This is a genomic window from Thermithiobacillus plumbiphilus (genome assembly GCF_038070005.1).
GTDB lineage: Bacteria > Pseudomonadota > Gammaproteobacteria > Acidithiobacillales > Thermithiobacillaceae > JBBPCO01.
This window is the reverse complement of sequence record NZ_JBBPCO010000014.1, coordinates 54,868-71,601: the sequence shown is the minus strand read 5'-3', so window position 1 is coordinate 71,601 and position 16,734 is coordinate 54,868. Positions and strand designations below refer to the sequence as shown.

At 62.9% G+C, this 16,734-nt stretch carries 15 protein-coding genes and 1 pseudogene; 1 reads left to right on the top strand and 15 read right to left on the bottom strand.

All coding sequences use genetic code 11. From position 1 onward, the window contains the following. From WOB96_RS13155 to WOB96_RS13130, 6 genes and pseudogenes are all read right to left on the bottom strand, one after another. A partial coding sequence (locus tag WOB96_RS13155) for a type II toxin-antitoxin system RelE/ParE family toxin (protein ID WP_341371753.1) occupies window positions 1–202 on the bottom strand: 202 nt, incomplete at its 3' end. 104 nt (window positions 203–306) lie between these two features. Then, a pseudogene (locus WOB96_RS13150) lies at window positions 307–488 on the bottom strand (IS21-like element ISCARN89 family transposase); the annotation flags it as partial. 225 nt (window positions 489–713) lie between these two features. Further along, a complete protein-coding gene (gene tadA / locus WOB96_RS13145; RefSeq protein ID WP_341371752.1) occupies window positions 714–1,190 on the bottom strand; it encodes a tRNA adenosine(34) deaminase TadA in 477 nt (158 codons plus the stop codon). A gap of 34 nt (window positions 1,191–1,224) precedes the next feature. Continuing rightward, window positions 1,225–2,766, bottom strand: coding sequence for a glutamine-hydrolyzing GMP synthase (gene guaA / locus WOB96_RS13140; protein WP_341371751.1), 1,542 nt, complete (start codon window positions 2,764–2,766; stop codon window positions 1,225–1,227). Between the two features lie 36 nt (window positions 2,767–2,802). After that, window positions 2,803–4,263 (bottom strand): IMP dehydrogenase, encoded by a 1,461-nt coding sequence (guaB, locus tag WOB96_RS13135; RefSeq protein ID WP_341371750.1) that lies wholly within the window; start codon window positions 4,261–4,263, stop codon window positions 2,803–2,805. Window positions 4,264–4,389: 126 nt separating this feature from the next. Then, window positions 4,390–4,608 carry a YgaP family membrane protein gene (locus WOB96_RS13130; RefSeq protein ID WP_341371749.1) on the bottom strand — a complete coding sequence of 73 codons (219 nt, stop codon included), beginning with the start codon at window positions 4,606–4,608 and terminating at the stop codon, window positions 4,390–4,392. Window positions 4,609–4,689: 81 nt separating this feature from the next. Between WOB96_RS13130 and xseA the strand changes: the two genes are divergently transcribed. Next, complete coding sequence (gene xseA / locus WOB96_RS13125) at window positions 4,690–6,084, top strand: exodeoxyribonuclease VII large subunit (protein ID WP_341371748.1); 1,395 nt, start codon at window positions 4,690–4,692, stop codon at window positions 6,082–6,084. Between the two features lie 3 nt (window positions 6,085–6,087). Here the strand turns inward: xseA and WOB96_RS13120 are convergent, their stop codons facing one another. The 9 genes from WOB96_RS13120 to WOB96_RS13080 form a co-directional block, all read right to left on the bottom strand. Beyond that, window positions 6,088–8,046, bottom strand: coding sequence for a cytochrome c/FTR1 family iron permease (locus WOB96_RS13120; protein ID WP_341371747.1), 1,959 nt, complete (start codon window positions 8,044–8,046; stop codon window positions 6,088–6,090). 215 nt (window positions 8,047–8,261) lie between these two features. Then, on the bottom strand, window positions 8,262–9,665 hold the full coding sequence (der, locus tag WOB96_RS13115) for a ribosome biogenesis GTPase Der (RefSeq protein WP_341371746.1): 1,404 nt from the start codon (window positions 9,663–9,665) through the stop codon (window positions 8,262–8,264). Between the two features lie 48 nt (window positions 9,666–9,713). After that, on the bottom strand, window positions 9,714–10,880 hold the full coding sequence (gene bamB, locus WOB96_RS13110) for an outer membrane protein assembly factor BamB (protein ID WP_341371745.1): 1,167 nt from the start codon (window positions 10,878–10,880) through the stop codon (window positions 9,714–9,716). Next, window positions 10,881–11,501, bottom strand: coding sequence for a YfgM family protein (locus WOB96_RS13105; RefSeq protein ID WP_341371744.1), 621 nt, complete (start codon window positions 11,499–11,501; stop codon window positions 10,881–10,883). A gap of 94 nt (window positions 11,502–11,595) precedes the next feature. Then, a complete protein-coding gene (locus tag WOB96_RS13100; protein WP_341371743.1) occupies window positions 11,596–12,405 on the bottom strand; it encodes an ATP-binding cassette domain-containing protein in 810 nt (269 codons plus the stop codon). Continuing rightward, window positions 12,399–13,376 carry an ABC transporter ATP-binding protein gene (locus tag WOB96_RS13095; protein ID WP_341371742.1) on the bottom strand — a complete coding sequence of 326 codons (978 nt, stop codon included), beginning with the start codon at window positions 13,374–13,376 and terminating at the stop codon, window positions 12,399–12,401. Before WOB96_RS13095 ends, WOB96_RS13100 begins: the two co-directional genes overlap by 7 nt. After that, the gene (gene hisS, locus WOB96_RS13090; RefSeq protein WP_341371755.1) at window positions 13,369–14,634 is read right to left on the bottom strand and encodes a histidine--tRNA ligase; all 1,266 of its coding nucleotides are present in this window, start codon (window positions 14,632–14,634) and stop codon (window positions 13,369–13,371) included. The genes WOB96_RS13095 and hisS overlap by 8 nt, the downstream gene beginning before the upstream one ends. A 47-nt stretch (window positions 14,635–14,681) precedes the next feature. Further along, window positions 14,682–15,773, bottom strand: a complete 1,092-nt coding sequence (ispG, locus tag WOB96_RS13085) for a flavodoxin-dependent (E)-4-hydroxy-3-methylbut-2-enyl-diphosphate synthase (protein ID WP_341371741.1) — start codon at window positions 15,771–15,773, stop codon at window positions 14,682–14,684. A 47-nt stretch (window positions 15,774–15,820) separates the two neighbouring features. Beyond that, window positions 15,821–16,720, bottom strand: a complete 900-nt coding sequence (locus tag WOB96_RS13080) for a helix-turn-helix domain-containing protein (protein WP_341371740.1) — start codon at window positions 16,718–16,720, stop codon at window positions 15,821–15,823. Between the last annotated feature and the right edge of the window lie 14 nt (window positions 16,721–16,734).

Sequence of the window (16,734 nt, the reverse complement as noted above, 5' to 3'; positions counted from 1 at the left end):
GGAAGGTCACTCGCCAATTACCACTGACTGTCACTGACCAGATTCCGGCTCGGCTACCAGAGAGTTCGTGCAAACGAAGGCCGGGTAAGTCCATATCGTTGGCATTCGTCGCTGCATTCAATCTACCGAGAATGAGCCGAAGCCTCGTCGCGTGAGCGGCCTGAATCCCTGCAGTGCTGCCGGACTTGAAGAATTTTGCCAAGCCCTTGTGTTTGAAGCTTCGAATCATTCCTTGACTGTACCCTGTAACGTACCGGGTGTCAAATCACATAACGTTCAAGCTCAGCCGACCGGCGAATGCGGGCGGTAATCCCGGTGATCATCGAGTCGCTTGGTGCGTGAGGGATCTTCCAGTCGATGGCCGATCGCCTGCTCGTCCAGCCGCAGATACTTGCGAACCGTATTGCGGGACATGCCAGCGCCTGGCTGATGGCGCGAATTGACAATCCCTTGCCATTGTCGTGCAGTGCCTTGATCTTGTGTATCACAACCCACTCCTTCACTGACATGCCCCCGGCCATTGGTCAAAACGGGGGACAGTAGCTGGTTCCGTGGCCTGACGGCCACACCTGGGTGGGTCAAATCTGCTGGCCAGTAGTGGGTCAGTTTATCTGGCCACTAACAGGCGCTAACAACAATCACTTCACAAGGACGGCAGATATCGCACACTCAGCCCTGCCAAGCCAAGACTGCTGAATCAGGCAAAAACCGCTTCACCGCCGACTGCGGAAAAACGCCCGCAGCATCGCCCCCGCCTCTTCTCCCAACACGCCTTCCGTTGCCATGATCCGGTGGTTCAGCCGAGGATCATTCAGCACTTGATAGAGACTTTGCACGGCCCCGCCCTTGGGATCTGTGGCGCCATAGACGAGGCGGTGCACGCGGGCGTGGAGCATGGCGCCGGCGCACATGAGGCAGGGTTCGAGAGTGACATAGAGGGTGGCGCCGGTAAGGCGGTAGTTTGCGCTGCGCCGGGCGGCGTCGCGCAGGGCGACGACTTCGGCGTGAGCGGTGGGATCGTGGGTGGTAATGGGCTGGTTCCAGCCCTCTCCGAGCATGCCGTCGGGGCCGACCAGCACCGCACCCACCGGTACCTCGCCCTGGGATTCAGCGTGGCGGGCGAGTTCGAGGGCGCGGCGCATCCAGTAAGCGTCTGCTTCCGGGGTGCCTGGGGGCGGAGGGCTTTCCATTATTGCGGATCAGCCTGCCAGGCTTAAAACCTGCTTATTCCCACTCGATGGTGGCGGGCGGCTTGGAGGAGATATCGTAGACCATGCGGTTGACGCCCTTGACCTCGTTGATGACGCGGCTGGAGATGCGCGCGAGCACTTCATAGGGTAGGTGCGCCCAGTCGGCGGTCATGCCGTCCACGGACTCCACGGCGCGCAGGCAGATGGCCTGCTCGTAGGTGCGCTCGTCGCCCATGACGCCGACGCTCTGCACCGGCAGCAGCACGGCGAAGCTCTGCCAGACGCGGTCATAGAGGCCGGCCTCCTTGATCTCTTCGAGCACGATGGTATCGGCCTGGCGCAGAATGGCGAGCTTCTCGGCGGTGACTTCGCCGAGGCAGCGGATGGCGAGCCCCGGCCCCGGGAAGGGCTGGCGGCGGATCATTTCCTCGGGCATGCCGAGCTCGCGGCCGAGTTCACGCACTTCATCCTTGAAGAGCTCGCGCACCGGTTCGACGAGCTTGAGCTTCATGCGCTCGGGCAAGCCGCCGACATTGTGGTGGGACTTGATGGTGGCACTCGGGCCCTTGAAGGAGATGGACTCGATCACGTCGGGATAGAGCGTGCCCTGGGCCAGGAAATCGACCTCGCCGATGTCCTTGGCTTCCTGATCGAAGACCTCGATGAAGGTGCGGCCGATGACCTTGCGCTTCTGTTCGGGGTCGGTAACGCCCTTGAGCCGATCCAGAAAAAGGTCTGCCGCATCAATGACTCGCAGCGGAATGTGAAAGTATTCCCGGAACACCGTCGCCACCCGGTCGCGCTCGCCGGTGCGCAGCAGGCCATTATCCACGAAGATGCAGGTGAGCTGGTCGCCGATGGCCTTGTGGATGAGCACGGACACCACGGAGGAATCGACGCCGCCGGAAAGCGCGGAGATCACATGGCCCTGCCCGACCTGCTCGCGGATGGCCGCGCTGCTGGTCTCGATGAACGAGGCCATGGTCCAGTCGCCCTCGCAGCCGCAGACGCCGCGCACGAAGGCGGTAAGCATCTCGGCGCCGCGCGGGCTGTGCACCACTTCGCAATGGAACTGGATGCCGTAGAGTTTGCGCTGCGGGTCGTGGATGGCGGCATAGGGTGAGTTGTCGGTCCAGGCCAGGCGCTCGAAGCCCGATGGCAGGCCCTCGATGCGGTCGCCGTGGCTCATCCAGACTTCCTGCAGGCCGCCCGCTTCAAAGGGCGTGAAGATGCCGGTGTTTTCCTCCAGGCGGATGTGCGCGCGCCCGAACTCCCGATGCTGGGCCCTGGCCACGCGCCCGCCCAGGAGATGGGTCATGAGCTGCATGCCATAGCAGATGCCGAGCACCGGCACCCCCAGATCGAAGACCGCCGGATCGATCATCGGGGCGCCTTCCTGCTCCACCGAGTAGGGGCTGCCGGAGAGAATGATGCCCTTCGGGGAGAAATTCTTGATGAAGTCCAGGTCCACCGTGCAGGGGTGGATCTCGCAGTAGACGTGCGCTTCCCGGACCCGGCGCGCGATCAATTGGGTGTACTGGGAGCCAAAATCCAGAATCAGGATACGTTCGTTCATGAGGTGCTCGGTTGCTGGGGCGGTCAGCCGGGTGGCCTATTCCACGTGATAGTTGGGCGATTCCTTGGTGATCGTCACGTCATGCACGTGGCTTTCACGCACGCCGGCCTGGGTGATCTTGATGAAGTGCGGCTGGGTGCGCATTTCCTCGATCCCGGCGCAGCCGGTATAACCCATGCTGGCGCGCAGGCCGCCGATGAGCTGATGGATGACGTTGGCGGACGGCCCCTTGTAGGGCACCCGGCCTTCCACGCCTTCGGGCACCAGTTTCAGGGCATCGGACTCCTTGTCCTGGAAATAGCGGTCCTTGGAGCCCTGCTGCATGGCCCCCAGCGAACCCATGCCGCGATAGGATTTGTAGGAACGTCCCTGGAAGAGCTCGATCTCGCCCGGGGATTCCTCGGTGCCGGCCAGCAGGCCGCCGACCATCACGGCATGGGCGCCGGCGGCGATGGCCTTGGCAAGATCACCGGAGTAGCGCACGCCACCATCGGCAATCAGCGGAATGCCGAGATCCTTCAGGGCTTCGGCCACGTTGCTGATGGCGGTGATCTGCGGCACGCCCACACCGGCGACGATGCGCGTGGTGCAGATCGAGCCCGGACCGATGCCGACCTTGACCGCATCCGCGCCAGCTTCCGCCAGCGCCTTCGCCGCCTCGGCGGTGGCGATATTGCCGCCGACGACCTGCACCTCGGGGAAATGTTTCTTGATCCAGGCCACGCGATCCAGCACGCCCTGGGAATGACCGTGGGCGGTATCGACGATGATGACGTCCACCCCCGCCTCCACCAGCGCGGCCACCCGCGCATCGGTGCCCTCGCCGACGCCGACCGCGGCCCCGACCCGCAGGCTACCTTGCGAATCGCGGCAGGCCAGCGGATGTTCGGTGGCCTTGGCGATGTCCTTGACGGTGATCAGACCGCGCAGGGCAAAGCTGTCATTCACCACCAGGATCTTCTCGATGCGGTGATGGTGCAGCAGGCGCTTGGTCTCTTCCAGCGAGGTCCCTTCCTGTACGGTCACTAGGCGATCGCGCGGGGTCATGACGCTGGAGACCGGCTGATCCAGACTGGTAAAAAAGCGCAGATCGCGATTGGTGACGATGCCGGCGAGGCGCTCGCCATCGACCACCGGCACGCCGGAAATGCGGTTCTCGCTCATCAAGCCCAGCACTTCACGGATGCTGGCGTCCGGGCGGGTGCTGACCGGGTCCTTGATGATGCCTGCCTCGAACTTCTTGACCCGGCGCACCTGGGTCGCCTGTTGCTCGACGCTCATATTCTTGTGAATGATGCCGATGCCGCCTTCCTGGGCAATGGCAATGGCCATGGCGGATTCCGTCACGGTATCCATGGCGGCGGACAGTAGCGGGATGTTGAGCTCGATATTCCGGGTCAGGCGTGTTTTCAGGCTGACATCGCGCGGCAGGACGTTGGAATAGGCAGGTACGAGCAGAACATCATCGAAGGTGAGCGCTTCCGGGAACAATCGCATGAGGCGGCCCTTGTCTAAGTATGGCAGTAAGAAGCACGGGGCCAAGGCCTTGCGGCTTTAGCCCCGTCCCCTTCAAAAGAAGGCCAATATTTTATATGAATTGCCAGGATTTGGCCAATCCGTCTGCTAATGCTTCTGGCCTGGCACGGGAGGCTGATTATGGCAGGTGTCCGTGCCAAGCACCGCGTAGGCCGGGCAAAAGCGTATCAGGGCGGTAGCTATCAGAACGATGCCCAGCAAGCCCCACCAGCGCCCGGGCCCCTCGACCAGAAAGATCAGACTCAACAGTAACAGGCCAAGCACAATACGTATGACACGATCCGCGCTTCCTATATTGGCTTTCATCACTGCCTCCAGTATTTGCGATTTCCAAGGGTTTGACGCATGCTTGACAACTTCGCATCTCTCCTAGAATAGCAGCTTTCCATGATGCCAGAGTCTATCACTCCATCCAACCTTCTCAAGCGTGACGACGTCTATAACGTCAGCCAGCTCAACCGCGAGGCACGCACCCTGCTGGAAAAGAGTTTCCCACTGCTCTGGGTCGAGGGCGAGTTGTCCAATTTCTCGCGCCCGGCCTCCGGTCACTGGTATTTCACGCTGAAAGACGCGCAGGCCCAGGTCCGCTGCGCCATGTTTCGCGCCAGAAACCAGGCCTTGGCCCTGCGCCCCAAGGATGGCATGCGGGTGCTGCTGCGCGCCCAGATCAGCCTGTTCGAGGGTCGCGGGGAGTTCCAGCTGCTGGTGGAGCACATGGAGGAGTCCGGCGAGGGCGCCTTGCAGCGCGCCTTCGAGGCACTCAAGCGCAAGCTGCAGGCGGAGGGACTGTTTGACAGCGAGCGCAAGCGGCCCATTCCCGCCTGGCCGAAACGGGTAGGCGTGATCACCTCGGGTAGTGGTGCGGCGATCCGCGACATCCTGAGCACCCTGCAGCGGCGCTGGCCAGCCCTGCCCATCTGCGTCTATCCCGTCCCGGTACAGGGGGCGGAAGCCGCGCCGGCCATCATTGCCGCCCTGCAAACGGCGGCTGCGCGTGCGACGGAGGATGTGCTGATCCTCGCCCGCGGCGGCGGCTCCATGGAGGATCTCTGGGCCTTCAATGACGAGGCCGTGGTGCGGGCCATCTGTGCCTGTCCCATTTCCGTCATCAGCGGTGTGGGTCACGAAGTGGACTTCACCCTGGCGGATTTTGCCGCCGACCTGCGCGCCCCCACCCCCACGGCGGCGGCGGAGCTGGTGAGTCCGCAGATACAGGAATGGCGACCTCGCGTGCGCGAGCTGGAACGGCGATTGTTGCAGCACATGCAGCGGCGGTTGAGCAATCATGGCCAGATGGTGGACATGCTGCAGCAGCGCCTGCTGCATCCGGGCAGACGCATCCAGCAGATGCGCGAGCGGGTGGATGGCTTACGCCAGCGTCTGCTTTTGCAGATGATGCGCTCACTGGAACAAAAGCAGCTCCTGCGCCAGCGCGCCGCCGATGGCCTGCTACGCTGCAATCCGGTTTCCCGGCGCCTTCCACTGCTGCGTCAGCGTCTGGCACAGCAGGAGACCCGCTTGTTGCAGCAAGGCAGGCAGCAGCTCGGACAGCGCCGCGAACGACTTCACCAGCAGTTGCGCCAGCTCAATCTGGTGAGCCCTTTGAATGTGATCGAACGCGGTTATGCCATCGTCAGCAATGCCCAGGGCAAGGTCATCCAGGACAGCCGGCAGACCAGACCCGGACAGGCGCTCAAGGTCCAGCTCGCACGTGGTCAACTACGCTGCCGTGTCGAGGAGAGCCAGAGCAGCCTGTCCTTCTTCCCGGAGGAAGCGGAGTAAGTTTTAGTGCGCCACGCGCACCCGTGGCGCCCAGACGAAGGTGTGAAACAGCGCGAACAGCATGGCCAAGGTCAACGCACCCTGCAGCATCAGCCCTTCCAGGTTGGGATAGATGCCCAGCAAATCGATGCGCACGAAGCTCACCGGGGTTGATGAAATCCAGCCGGCCTCCTGCAGGGCCAGTATCCCCTTGCCGGCAAAAATGAAGGCAAGCAGGTAGATGAGGGCAGAGCTGGCGGCAAAGAAGGGCCGCAGGGGCAACTTCAATCCAAGTTTGAAGATGGCCCAGACCACACCGAGCAAGGCAACGAATGCCGCCAGGGTGCCGTAGAGCACGGGCGTATGGCCGGACGGGCCCGCCTGCACCCAGAGGGCCTGATAAAACAGCACGGTCTCGAAGATTTCCCGATATACCGCAATGAAGGTCACGCCTGCCAGGGCGAAGACAGAACCCTTACCGCTGGCCTTCTGGATCTTTTCATGGAGAAAACGACGCCATTTCTCCACTTCCAGCTTGGCAATCAACCAGTAACTGATCGAAAACAGGATGACCACGGCAATCATGGCAGTCACGCCTTCGATGACCTCGCGCCGGGCACCGGTGATCTGGATCAGCTCCCGCGCCAGCCACCAAGTGAGTACACCCATGAACAGCGCGGCAATCCAGCCGGCATGCACACGCGTCAACAGATCACGCCGATTGGTCCGCACCAGCAGTGTCACGATGGCGGCCACCACGAGCACGGCCTCCAGCCCTTCTCGCAGGAGGATCGTGAATGCGCTCAGAAAACCCGTGGTCGGGGATAGCTTGGTGGATGTCAGCACATCCTGCGCCTGGTCCAGACTGGCCAGCACCCGGGCATGGAGAGGCTCAACCTCGGCGACATCAAGCCGGTTACGCAAGGCATTGCGATACAGCCCCATTTCGGTCTCGATCTGAGTGCGCAGATCACGATCCACCGCGTTCAGGGCGGGTTCCACGGCCTCGAAGCCATCGAGATAGGCTGATACCGCCAGGGTATAGGCGCGTTCCGGGTCGGCAGCCTTATAGGCCTCCCAGGAGGCATTCAGGCGCTCCCGGCTCAGGGTCAGCGAGGGTACGATGCTGCGGGTCGCTTCCGGTTCTTGGCGCAGGTAACTCAGCACCGCGCGCGCATCGGGGTCATTGCGATTGCCAAGGAGCTGCACATCAGACTGGGCTGACAGGCCGCGAAGCCCCTGAAATCTTTCTACCCATTTGCTGGGCTCGGCCTCAAAGAGCGCCTTGCCCTTTTCAATCTGTTGCGGATCATAGCGGATCGCGCTGAGATAGAAGGCCAGATCCCAGAGCTCCTGCTGGCTGAACTGCCCGTAGCCCGGCATGGCCGTCCCGCTGACGCCGAAATGGATGGTATTGGACAAGCCGAAGGGGCTGATCGTGTCGAAACGATCTTTGTCACGGAAGTTTGCCGGGGCAGGATCCATGCCAGCGGCCTGAGGCCCGCTACCATCGGCGTTGATGCCATGGCAGGCGATGCAATTGGCCTGGAAGAGACGCTTGCCATTGCTGAGCGAAGGCGTTTGCTGGGGTGCCGTCTGGAGATTGAAGTGGGTGATGAGGTCCAGGCGGAGCTGGTCGGCTTCCTGACGCACGCGCTCCGCCGGTGCCTTTTCGCCAATTGCCGTGATCAACGACTGCATCTGCGCATGCAACTGCTGGCTGCCGGCATCCATCGGCAGGCTCTGCAGGAGTTGCTGTGCCTGTCGGGAGAACTCCTGCTGCTCCTGGTACTCGGAAGGGCTGACGACCTGGCCATCATCAACCGCGCCGCCATAATCACCGGCGATGTAGGCGAGGATATGCACCACCCGCTGGGCGCGATCCGCCGGAGCACCTTGCGGGGCGGCTATCGCGAACTGTACTCCCAACATGAAGAGCAACAGCCAGGAAAAAAGCCAAAGGGAGCGGCGAAGCGGCAGCATGGGGGACCTTGATTGAGAATGGTTAACGGTTACATAATTTTCCACACCCAGAGGTCCTTGTAAAGTCTGGGCAGGCTTTTTTATCAGAAAACCCGAAAACAAGTCGCTTCCAGGCCAGAAAGCTGCTGAATGGCGAGCAAGTGACGGGAATGGCGCCGGCTTCAGCGCACTGCGCCCACCGTCTGCCGTCTGCCGTCTGCCAGACACAGACAGATTCAGGGCTTGCGTGGTGGCTTTGGCCGGGAAGCCGCCCGGGATCGTTCGGTCCGGGGTTTCATGATTCGCGTCGGTGCCGGGGTCACAAAGGGGTTTTCACCCTGCTTGAACACCATGCGAACCGTGACGCCCTCCAGCTTCAGCGCCTTGCGGAAGGTGGCCTCCAGGTAGCGGCGGTAGGCTTCCGGCAGTTCGTCCATGCGGGTGCCGTGCACCACCAGGGTGATGGGATTGTGACCACCCTGATGCACGTAACGCAGCTTGATGCGCCGCCCGCCGACCAGCGGCGGCTGATGCGCGGCGAGGGCGTCCGCCAGGATCTTGTTGAGCTGGGCGGTACTGAAATGCCGTGAGGAACCGGCAGCGAGCTTGTCGATGCTCTTATAGAGGTCGCCGACCCCGGTGCCATGCAGGGCGCTGATGAAATGGACCGGGGCATAGGTCAGAAAGGGCAGCCGGCGTTCCAGCTGGGTCTTGATCCAGTCGCGCTGATGCTGCTCCAGGTTGTCCCACTTGTTCACCGCGATGATCAGTGCCCGGCCCGCCTGCAGGGCCATGCCCGCGAGATGGGCATCCTGCTCGCTGATCTCGGTTCTGGCATCGAGCACGAGAATGGCGACCGTGGCATCCTCGATGGCCTTGATGGTCTTGATGACGCTGAGTTTCTCGATGCCGCCCTGCACCCGGGCACGACGGCGCACACCGGCGGTATCGATCATCACGTAGCGCTTGCCCTGACGCTCGAAGGGAATGTAGATGCTGTCACGCGTGGTGCCCGGCATGTCAAAGACGATGACCCGCTCCTCACCAAGCATGCGATTGACCAGCGTCGACTTGCCCACGTTGGGACGGCCCAGCACGGCAATGCGTGGCCCCTCCTCCTCGCCCGGAAGCGGTTCCGCATCTTCGGGCGGCAAGGCGCCGAGCACGACCTCCATGAGCTCATCCATACCCTGACCGTGAGCGGCCGAAATGGGAATGGGCTCACCGAGACCTAGCGCGTGGAAATCCGAGGCCGGAAACTGCTCGCCCAGCCCTTCGGCCTTGTTGACCGCAAGAAAGACCGGGCGTCCGCTACGGCGCAGGTAGCTGGCCACCTCTTCGTCCTCGATCTGCAACCCACCACGGGCGTCCAGGACAAAGATCACCGCATCCGCTTCATCGATGGCCTGGCGTGTCTGGCGCGCCATCTCGGCGACGATGCCGTTTTTCTGCTCGGGTTCGAAGCCGCCGGTATCGACAACGAGATAGGAACGGCCACCCAGTTTGCCGGTGCCGTACTGCCGGTCCCGGGTCAGGCCCGGCAGGTCGGCGACGAGCGCGTCGCGAGTGCGGGTCAGGCGGTTGAAAAGCGTGGACTTGCCGACATTCGGTCGTCCAACCAGTGCGATCACAGGTTGCATAAGGGCCTCTGTCGCGTCATGCGGAAAAGTACGGGCGGATCAGCCCGCTTATCTGGCGTTCAGGCCGATACGGTACAGGGAGCCTTCACGGCTCAGGATCAGGGCATCCTTACCCAAGGTAATCGGGGCTGTCTGCATGCCGGTCAGGGCAACGCGCCGCTGACCAAGCTGACGGCCGCTGGCAGGATCCAGGACGTATGCATTGCCTTTGTTGTCTCCCAGCAGCAGCTTGCCGGACACTAGGGCAGGACCTGTCAGGCCACGTCCCTTGTATTGCTCGCTGCGCCAGAGCACGGCACCCGTGCTGGCGTCCAGGGCCTGCACGCCGTCACCCGCATCGACGACGTAGAGCTGGTTGCCATCGAGCAGCATCGGGTTGAATACCGACAGGTCGCGGCTCCAGATTTCCGCGCCATTGCCACGGGCAAAGGCACCGATCCGCCCCTGATAGGTGGCGGCAATCACGCTGTCACCAAAAATCAGCGGCGTGGCATCCAGATCCACCACCCGCTCCAGTTCTGTCCGACCGCGCGGGGCAGCCACCGGCACCTGCCAGATCACGTGACCATCCGTGGCATCCAGGGCGCTCAGTTCGCCACTGGCGAAGCCGGCGTAGATGGTGCTGTCCGCAGCCACTGGATTGGCAACCCCACGCAGGCTCAGCGAGGGAATCGTGGCGGTGTAGGACCAGCGCACCTTGCCGTCCTGGGGATTCAGGGCCCAGAGCTTGCCGTCATTGGTCTGCACCGCAAGCCCCGTGGCGAATGCCGTCACCGAGGACATGACCTCGGAACTGAGCGACGAGGTCCAGATCACCTTGCCGTCATTCAGGGACAGGGCATAGAGCTTTCCGGCATCCGTGCCGGCGTAGATCCGATCGCCAATGATGTTCGGGCTGGCGGAGATCCTCGCCTTGAGGTTCTTGCGCCAGACTTCCCTGCCATCGGCTCCCAGCACCACGACCTCACCCCGGTTCCTGCCCGTGACGATCCTCTGGCCATCCGTCACCGGTGCTGCAGGTTGATAGTTGTCGACGCGCCAGGCGCCGTAAAGGCGCTTTTGCCAGATGGTGTGCAATCGAACGCTGTTTTCGGAGAGGGCAGCGCCTGCCTTCTCGGGACTGGACGCCTGCCTGCCACCACAGGCCCCGAGACTCAGACCCAGGGCCAGCAACAAACTGTAGGTCAACGCCCGCCGGGCACTAGTCGCCATCATTTATGCCGCGCCTCCCAGATCATCCAGCTTGAGCTGGACGATCGCCCGGTACGGGTCCTTTTCTTCCAGCTTGCTCAGGGCCGCGGCATAGGCCTTGCGGGCATCGGCAGGCTTGTTCTGGGCCATGTAGGCGTCGCCACGCATCTCCTCGAACTCGGCGGCGAATTGCGCTGGCGCGACACCCTGCAGATCTTTCAGGGCTTCGTCTGGCTTGCCCAGCGTCAGATGCACGCGGGCCAGCGTCAGTGCCACGAGCGGCTCGAAGCCAGTCGGCAGACCGTCCTTGCGCAAGGCTTCAAGGCGAGTGACTGCCTTGGCAGGCTGCCCGGCATCGACATCCATCCGTGCCAGATAGAACCCTGCCAGCGCAGCGTACGTGGTGCCATCATATTCCTTGACCAGCTTTTCGGCATTTTGCCGGGCCGATTTGGTATTTTTCTGCTCATACTGGCGAACCACTGCGGAATATATGGTGGAAGCGGCCTGATTTTGCTTTGTCTGGTAGTTTTCATAAGCCCAGTAAGCACCACCGGCCAGGACCGCCAGAATCAGGATGAACAGGACGGGAATGCCAAAGCGGCTGAAATCAGAGCGGGGTTGGGCCATCCGAGTGTCGTTCACTGCATATTCCTCAAAAAAGCTGACAAAGAACCACCCTCCCGGGCGGGCAGCGCAAAGTATGAGTTTCTTTGAAAGGGTAAGTCAAATGCCCGGATCATGACGCCCCTGACCCGGCATGCGGCAGGACCGCGGCCAGCAGGGCGCGGGTATAGTCGGATTGTGGCGCGGCATAGATCCTGTCCACCGGGCCTTGCTCCAGGATGCGCCCGGTCTGCATCACCGCCATGCTCTGGCACATGTGCCGGATCACACGCAGGTCATGGCTGATGAACAGCATGGTCAGGTGCATCTCGCGCGAGAGATTCTGCAGCAGGGTCAGGATCTGCGCCTGAATGGAAACGTCCAGGGCCGAGACCGGCTCGTCGCAGACCAGCAGTTCAGGCTTGAGCACCAGGGCGCGCGCGATGCCGATGCGTTGGCGCTGGCCGCCACTGAACTGATGTGGATAGCGATTCAGGACATCCGCGCCCAGGCCAACCCGTTCCAGCATCTCGCAGACCATGGTGCGACGGCTCGCGCGCGTGCCGATACCATGCACGAGCAGGCCCTCGCCGACGATGTCGCCGATGCGCATGCGGGGATTGAGCGAGGCATAGGGATCCTGAAAGACCATCTGGATGCGGCTGCGAAAGCGGCGCAGCTCCGCACCCTTGAGGCGCAGCAGGTCGACGCCGTCGAACTCGATGCTGCCGCCATCCAGGGGCAGGAGGCGCATCACCGCCCGCGCCAGCGTGCTCTTGCCGGAACCGGACTCCCCCACCAGGCCAAAGGCGGTCCCACGCGGGATATCGAGACTGACATCATCGAGCGCCAGCAACTCCTGGCGGCGCATGCCGAGAAAGCCGCTGGAGAGATGATACACCTTGCGCAAATCGCGCAGGCTGAGCAGTGGCTTGTCTACCATTGGATCTCCCCCACCCGGTCGGGATAAAGGCAGCGGGTGGTGCGGCCCTCAAGCGCGAGCATCGGGATGGCGCCTTGCCGACAGTTGTCCTGGACCAGCGGGCAACGCGGCGAAAAGCGACATCCTGCCGGCATGGCGTCCAGGGCTGGCACCTGACCGCGGATCGGCCGCAAGGGCTTGTTGCCGGCGAGATCGGGCAGACAGGCCAAGAGACCTGACGTATAGGGGTGGCGCGGCTCGGCGAGTACCTGCGCCGCCGGCCCGCGCTCGACGATCTGGCCGGCGTACATCACCGCCACCTGATCGGCAATACGCGCCACCACGTCGAAGTCATGGGTGATGAGCAGCACGGCCATGCCGCGCGTCTTCTGCAGGTCCTTGATCAGATCCAGAATCTGCGCCTGGATGGTGACGTCCAGGGCCGTGGTCGGCTCATCGGCAACCAGCAGATCCGGTCCGCAGGCCAGGGCCATGGCGATCATGACCCGCTGGCGCTGGCCACCTGAGAGCTCATCGGGATAGGACCGCAGACGTGCCGCGGCATTGCGGATGCCGACCTGTTCCAGCAGCTCCGCAGCCCGCGCCAGGGCCTGCTTGCGCGACATCCCAAGATGCACCTGCAAGGGCTCGGCGATCTGGCGCCCGATGGTGAACACCGGGTTCAGGGAGGTCATGGGTTCCTGAAACACCATGGCGATGCGGTTGCCCCGCAGGCGGCGCAGGGCCTCGGACGGCAGTTTGAGCAAGTCATCATGCTTGAAGTGAATTTCGCCGCCCTGGAGCTGCAAGCCGGGACCCAGCAAGCGCAGGATGCTCAGGGCCGTCAGGCTCTTGCCGGAACCGGACTCGCCCACCAGGCAGAGCAACTCGCCGGGCTGGATGTCGATATCGATGCCATCGACGGGATGAATACCCGGCCGGTCGCGTAGCGCTATGTGCAGATCCCGGATCGACAGCAGCGAATCAGCCATGCAGATCCTGATTCCGGCGTTCCAGCAAGGCCTCACCAAGATTTTCCAGTGGCACGCTGAACGACTCTCCCCCGTTCTGGGGCTTGACCTGCACGGGCGCACCATTCAGTTCGCCCTCGCCCAGAATCGCGAGATACAGTGCATTGCTGCGCTCGGCTGCCTTGAAAAGCTGCTTGAGCCCGCTGGCGGCAAAGCTGACCACCGCAAGCCCCCTGCCCCGAAGCGACTGGGCCTCGCGCAGTACCGGGATGGCGGCGGCCTCGCCCAGCGCCCCGAGAAAGAGCAGCGGTACTTGTTGCGCCGGCGCGCCCTGGGTGATTTCCTGCAGCGCCAGCAAGCGTTCGAGCCCCGCGGCAAAGCCCACGGCGGGAGTATCCGGCCCGCCGATCTGACGCACCAGACCATCATAGCGGCCACCCGCGATCACCGTGCCCTGGGCACCGAGCTGGCGGGTCTTCCACTCGAACACGGTGCGATTGTAGTAGTCCAGCCCGCGCACCAGCCGGGTATTCACCTTGAAGGGAATGCCAAGCGCATCCAGGCGCGCCTGCAGGCCCGCGAAGTGTGCGCGCGACTCATCGTCCAGGAAATCCAGCAGGCTCGGCGCGTCCTGGGCGATGGCGCTACAGGTCTCGACCTTGCAGTCGAGCACCCGCAGAGGGCTGCGTTGCAGGCGCGACTGGCAGTCTGAGCAGAGCGATGCCTCATGGGGGCTGAGAAAATCCAGCAGGGCCTGGCGGTGGCGCTCCCGTGAAGCCGGGTCACCCAGGGAATTGATTTCCAGATAGACGTCGGTGAGGCCAAGGCGTTGCAGCAGGTGCGCGCTCAGGGCGATCTGCTCGGCATCGATATCCGGACCGGCCAGGCCAAAGGCCTCCACGCCAACCTGATGGAATTGCCGGTAGCGGCCCTTCTGCGGACGCTCGTGGCGGAACATGGGGCCGATGTAATAGACCTTCGGAGTCTGGCCGCGCAGGCGCTGGTGCTCGATCATGGCGCGCACCACGCCGGCCGTGCCTTCCGGCCGCAGGGTCAGGCTCTCGCCGTTGCGATCGGCAAAGGTATACATCTCCTTCTCGACGATGTCGGTGACGTCACCGATGGCCCGCGCAAACAGCTGTGTCTTTTCCAGGATGGGCAGGCGCAGCTCGCCATAGCCATAGAGCGCGAGCAGCTCGCGCAGGGTATCTTCGAGCGCCTGCCAAGCCGGTGTCACCTCGGGCAGCAGGTCGTTCATGCCCCGAACCGCTTGAATCATGTCCGCCATAATGCTTGTTCAATCCGTAAGCTACAGGGCCGTGGAGATTACTGTTCTGTCTTGCGGGCCGCGATGCGGGCCCGGATTTCCCGTTCAAGCGTATCGACGATATCCATGTTCTCGACCCGGCCGGCCAGCTTGCCGCGCATGTAGATCATGCTGCGCTTGTCGCCACCGGTCAGGCCGATGTCTGAAACCAGGGCCTCGCCGGGGCCATTGACCACGCACCCGATCACCGAGACATCCAGCGGTTCGAGGATGTCCTCCAGCCTTGCCTCCAGGGCATTGACGGTCTTGATGACGTCGAACTCCTGGCGGGAGCAGGACGGACAGGCGATCAGGTTGATACCCTTCTGGCGCAGATGCAGGCTCTTGAGGAGATCGAAGCCGACCTTGATCTCCTCGACCGGATCGGCGGCGAGCGACACGCGGATGGTGTCGCCGATGCCATCCACCAGCAAGAGTCCAAGGCCGATGGCGGACTTGACCGTGCCCGAGCGCAGGCCGCCAGCCTCGGTGATCCCCAGATGCAGCGGGTAATCGACCTTCTCGGCCAGCAGGCGATAGGCCCCGACCGCCAGGAAGACATCCGAGGCCTTGACGCTTATCTTCACGTCATGGAAATCGAGCTCGTCGAGAATGGCGACATGCCGCAGGGCGGATTCCACCAGGGCCTCGGGCGTCGGCTCGCCATATTTTTCCTGCAGATCCTTTTCCAGCGATCCGGCATTGACGCCGATGCGGATCGGCACGCCGCGATCCTTGGCGGCACTGACCACGGCGCGCACGTAGTCCTTGCGACCGATATTGCCGGGATTGATGCGCAGGCCATCGACGCCGTTGGCCAGTACCTGCAGGGCGATGCGGTAATCGAAGTGGATGTCCGCCACCAGCGGCACCTCGACCTGCCGGCGAATGGCGGCAAATGCCTCGGCGGCTTCCATGCTCGGTACCGATACCCGGACGATGTCCGCGCCCACCTTCTCCAGGCGGCGGATCTGCTCCACGGTCGCCGCAACGTCACGGGTCTCGGTGTTGGTCATGCTCTGTACACTGATCGGTGCGTCACCACCGATGGCCACCTTACCGACTTGAATCTGGCGGGTCTTGCGACGCTGGATCGGGCTCTGGTTATGCATGGGAAGACATCTCTCTGAAATGGGCTTGTCTGAATCGACTCAGGGTCTCATCGGTGTTTCTTGGCCTGGGCCTCGGCGTCAGCCTTCTGTTGCGCCAGGGAGGCATCATCCACGCTAAAGCGTACTACCTGCCCCTGGCGACCGCCAGGCACAGCAAAGGCATTTCCGTTATACCAGACCTGGGCCGCGGCAGCATTGCCCAGGACGACCCGGAAGGGTGGTTGCCCCTCAACCTTCGCCTGCTCACCAGCCTTGGCCAGCTTCTTGAACAGGGTCTTGTTGCTTGCATCCTTGACATCAACCCAGACCTCGTCTGTCAGCTCTAGCTGGAGCGTGGCGGAGGCTGCCGGGGTTTCATCGAACGAGAAAGTCGGCGCCACGGCAAGTGGCATCGCGGGACTGCCCGTCCGGGCGGTGGGTACCGAACTGTTGGCCGGCAACTGCACCGGGCCGGCGGGTGACGAGGCAGCAGGACTGTTCGCCCTGATCTCGTCATTGCCGCCAATATCGAGCGCCAGCGTATCCAGGCCTGTCTCAGTCTGCTTGTAGACGAGGATGACGATGCCGATCAGAACGCATACCGCCATCAGGGTCCATAGCACGGTGCGCCAGTTGTGCTCCATCAGCGGACCTTCGGCATTGGGGATGACGCGTTTTGAAGGACCTGCTTCCGCGGCACTGCCATGCCAGCCAAGCCGGGCAACGAGTTCCTCGCCATCCAGATCCAGCAGACGCGCGTATTTACGGATGAAACCGCGGACGAAGACGGCCCCGGGCAGGCGTTCATACTGGTCCTGCTCCAGGGCCTGGACCTGGTCAGAAGTCAGGTGCAGGCGTTTGGCCACATCATTCAAGCTCAGGCCGCGCTCCATGCGCCGGTCACGCAAGGAGGTACCAGGGGTGGCGGATCCTGGTCTTTTTTCCGGCTGATCATCAAAATCTGGCATGCCGCTTTGATCCC

Coding starts and splice junctions, on each gene's coding strand:
- hisS (WP_341371755.1), bottom strand. CDS start 14,634: ATGATTCAAGCGGTTCGGGGCATGAACGACCTGCTGCCCGAGGTGACA.
- WOB96_RS13130 (WP_341371749.1), bottom strand. CDS start 4,608: ATGAAAGCCAATATAGGAAGCGCGGATCGTGTCATACGTATTGTGCTT.
- tadA (WP_341371752.1), bottom strand. CDS start 1,190: ATGGAAAGCCCTCCGCCCCCAGGCACCCCGGAAGCAGACGCTTACTGG.
- bamB (WP_341371745.1), bottom strand. CDS start 10,880: ATGATGGCGACTAGTGCCCGGCGGGCGTTGACCTACAGTTTGTTGCTG.
- WOB96_RS13120 (WP_341371747.1), bottom strand. CDS start 8,046: ATGCTGCCGCTTCGCCGCTCCCTTTGGCTTTTTTCCTGGCTGTTGCTC.
- guaB (WP_341371750.1), bottom strand. CDS start 4,263: ATGCGATTGTTCCCGGAAGCGCTCACCTTCGATGATGTTCTGCTCGTA.
- xseA (WP_341371748.1), top strand. CDS start 4,690: ATGATGCCAGAGTCTATCACTCCATCCAACCTTCTCAAGCGTGACGAC.
- der (WP_341371746.1), bottom strand. CDS start 9,665: ATGCAACCTGTGATCGCACTGGTTGGACGACCGAATGTCGGCAAGTCC.
- guaA (WP_341371751.1), bottom strand. CDS start 2,766: ATGAACGAACGTATCCTGATTCTGGATTTTGGCTCCCAGTACACCCAA.
- WOB96_RS13080 (WP_341371740.1), bottom strand. CDS start 16,720: ATGCCAGATTTTGATGATCAGCCGGAAAAAAGACCAGGATCCGCCACC.
- ispG (WP_341371741.1), bottom strand. CDS start 15,773: ATGCATAACCAGAGCCCGATCCAGCGTCGCAAGACCCGCCAGATTCAA.
- WOB96_RS13095 (WP_341371742.1), bottom strand. CDS start 13,376: ATGGCTGATTCGCTGCTGTCGATCCGGGATCTGCACATAGCGCTACGC.
- WOB96_RS13100 (WP_341371743.1), bottom strand. CDS start 12,405: ATGGTAGACAAGCCACTGCTCAGCCTGCGCGATTTGCGCAAGGTGTAT.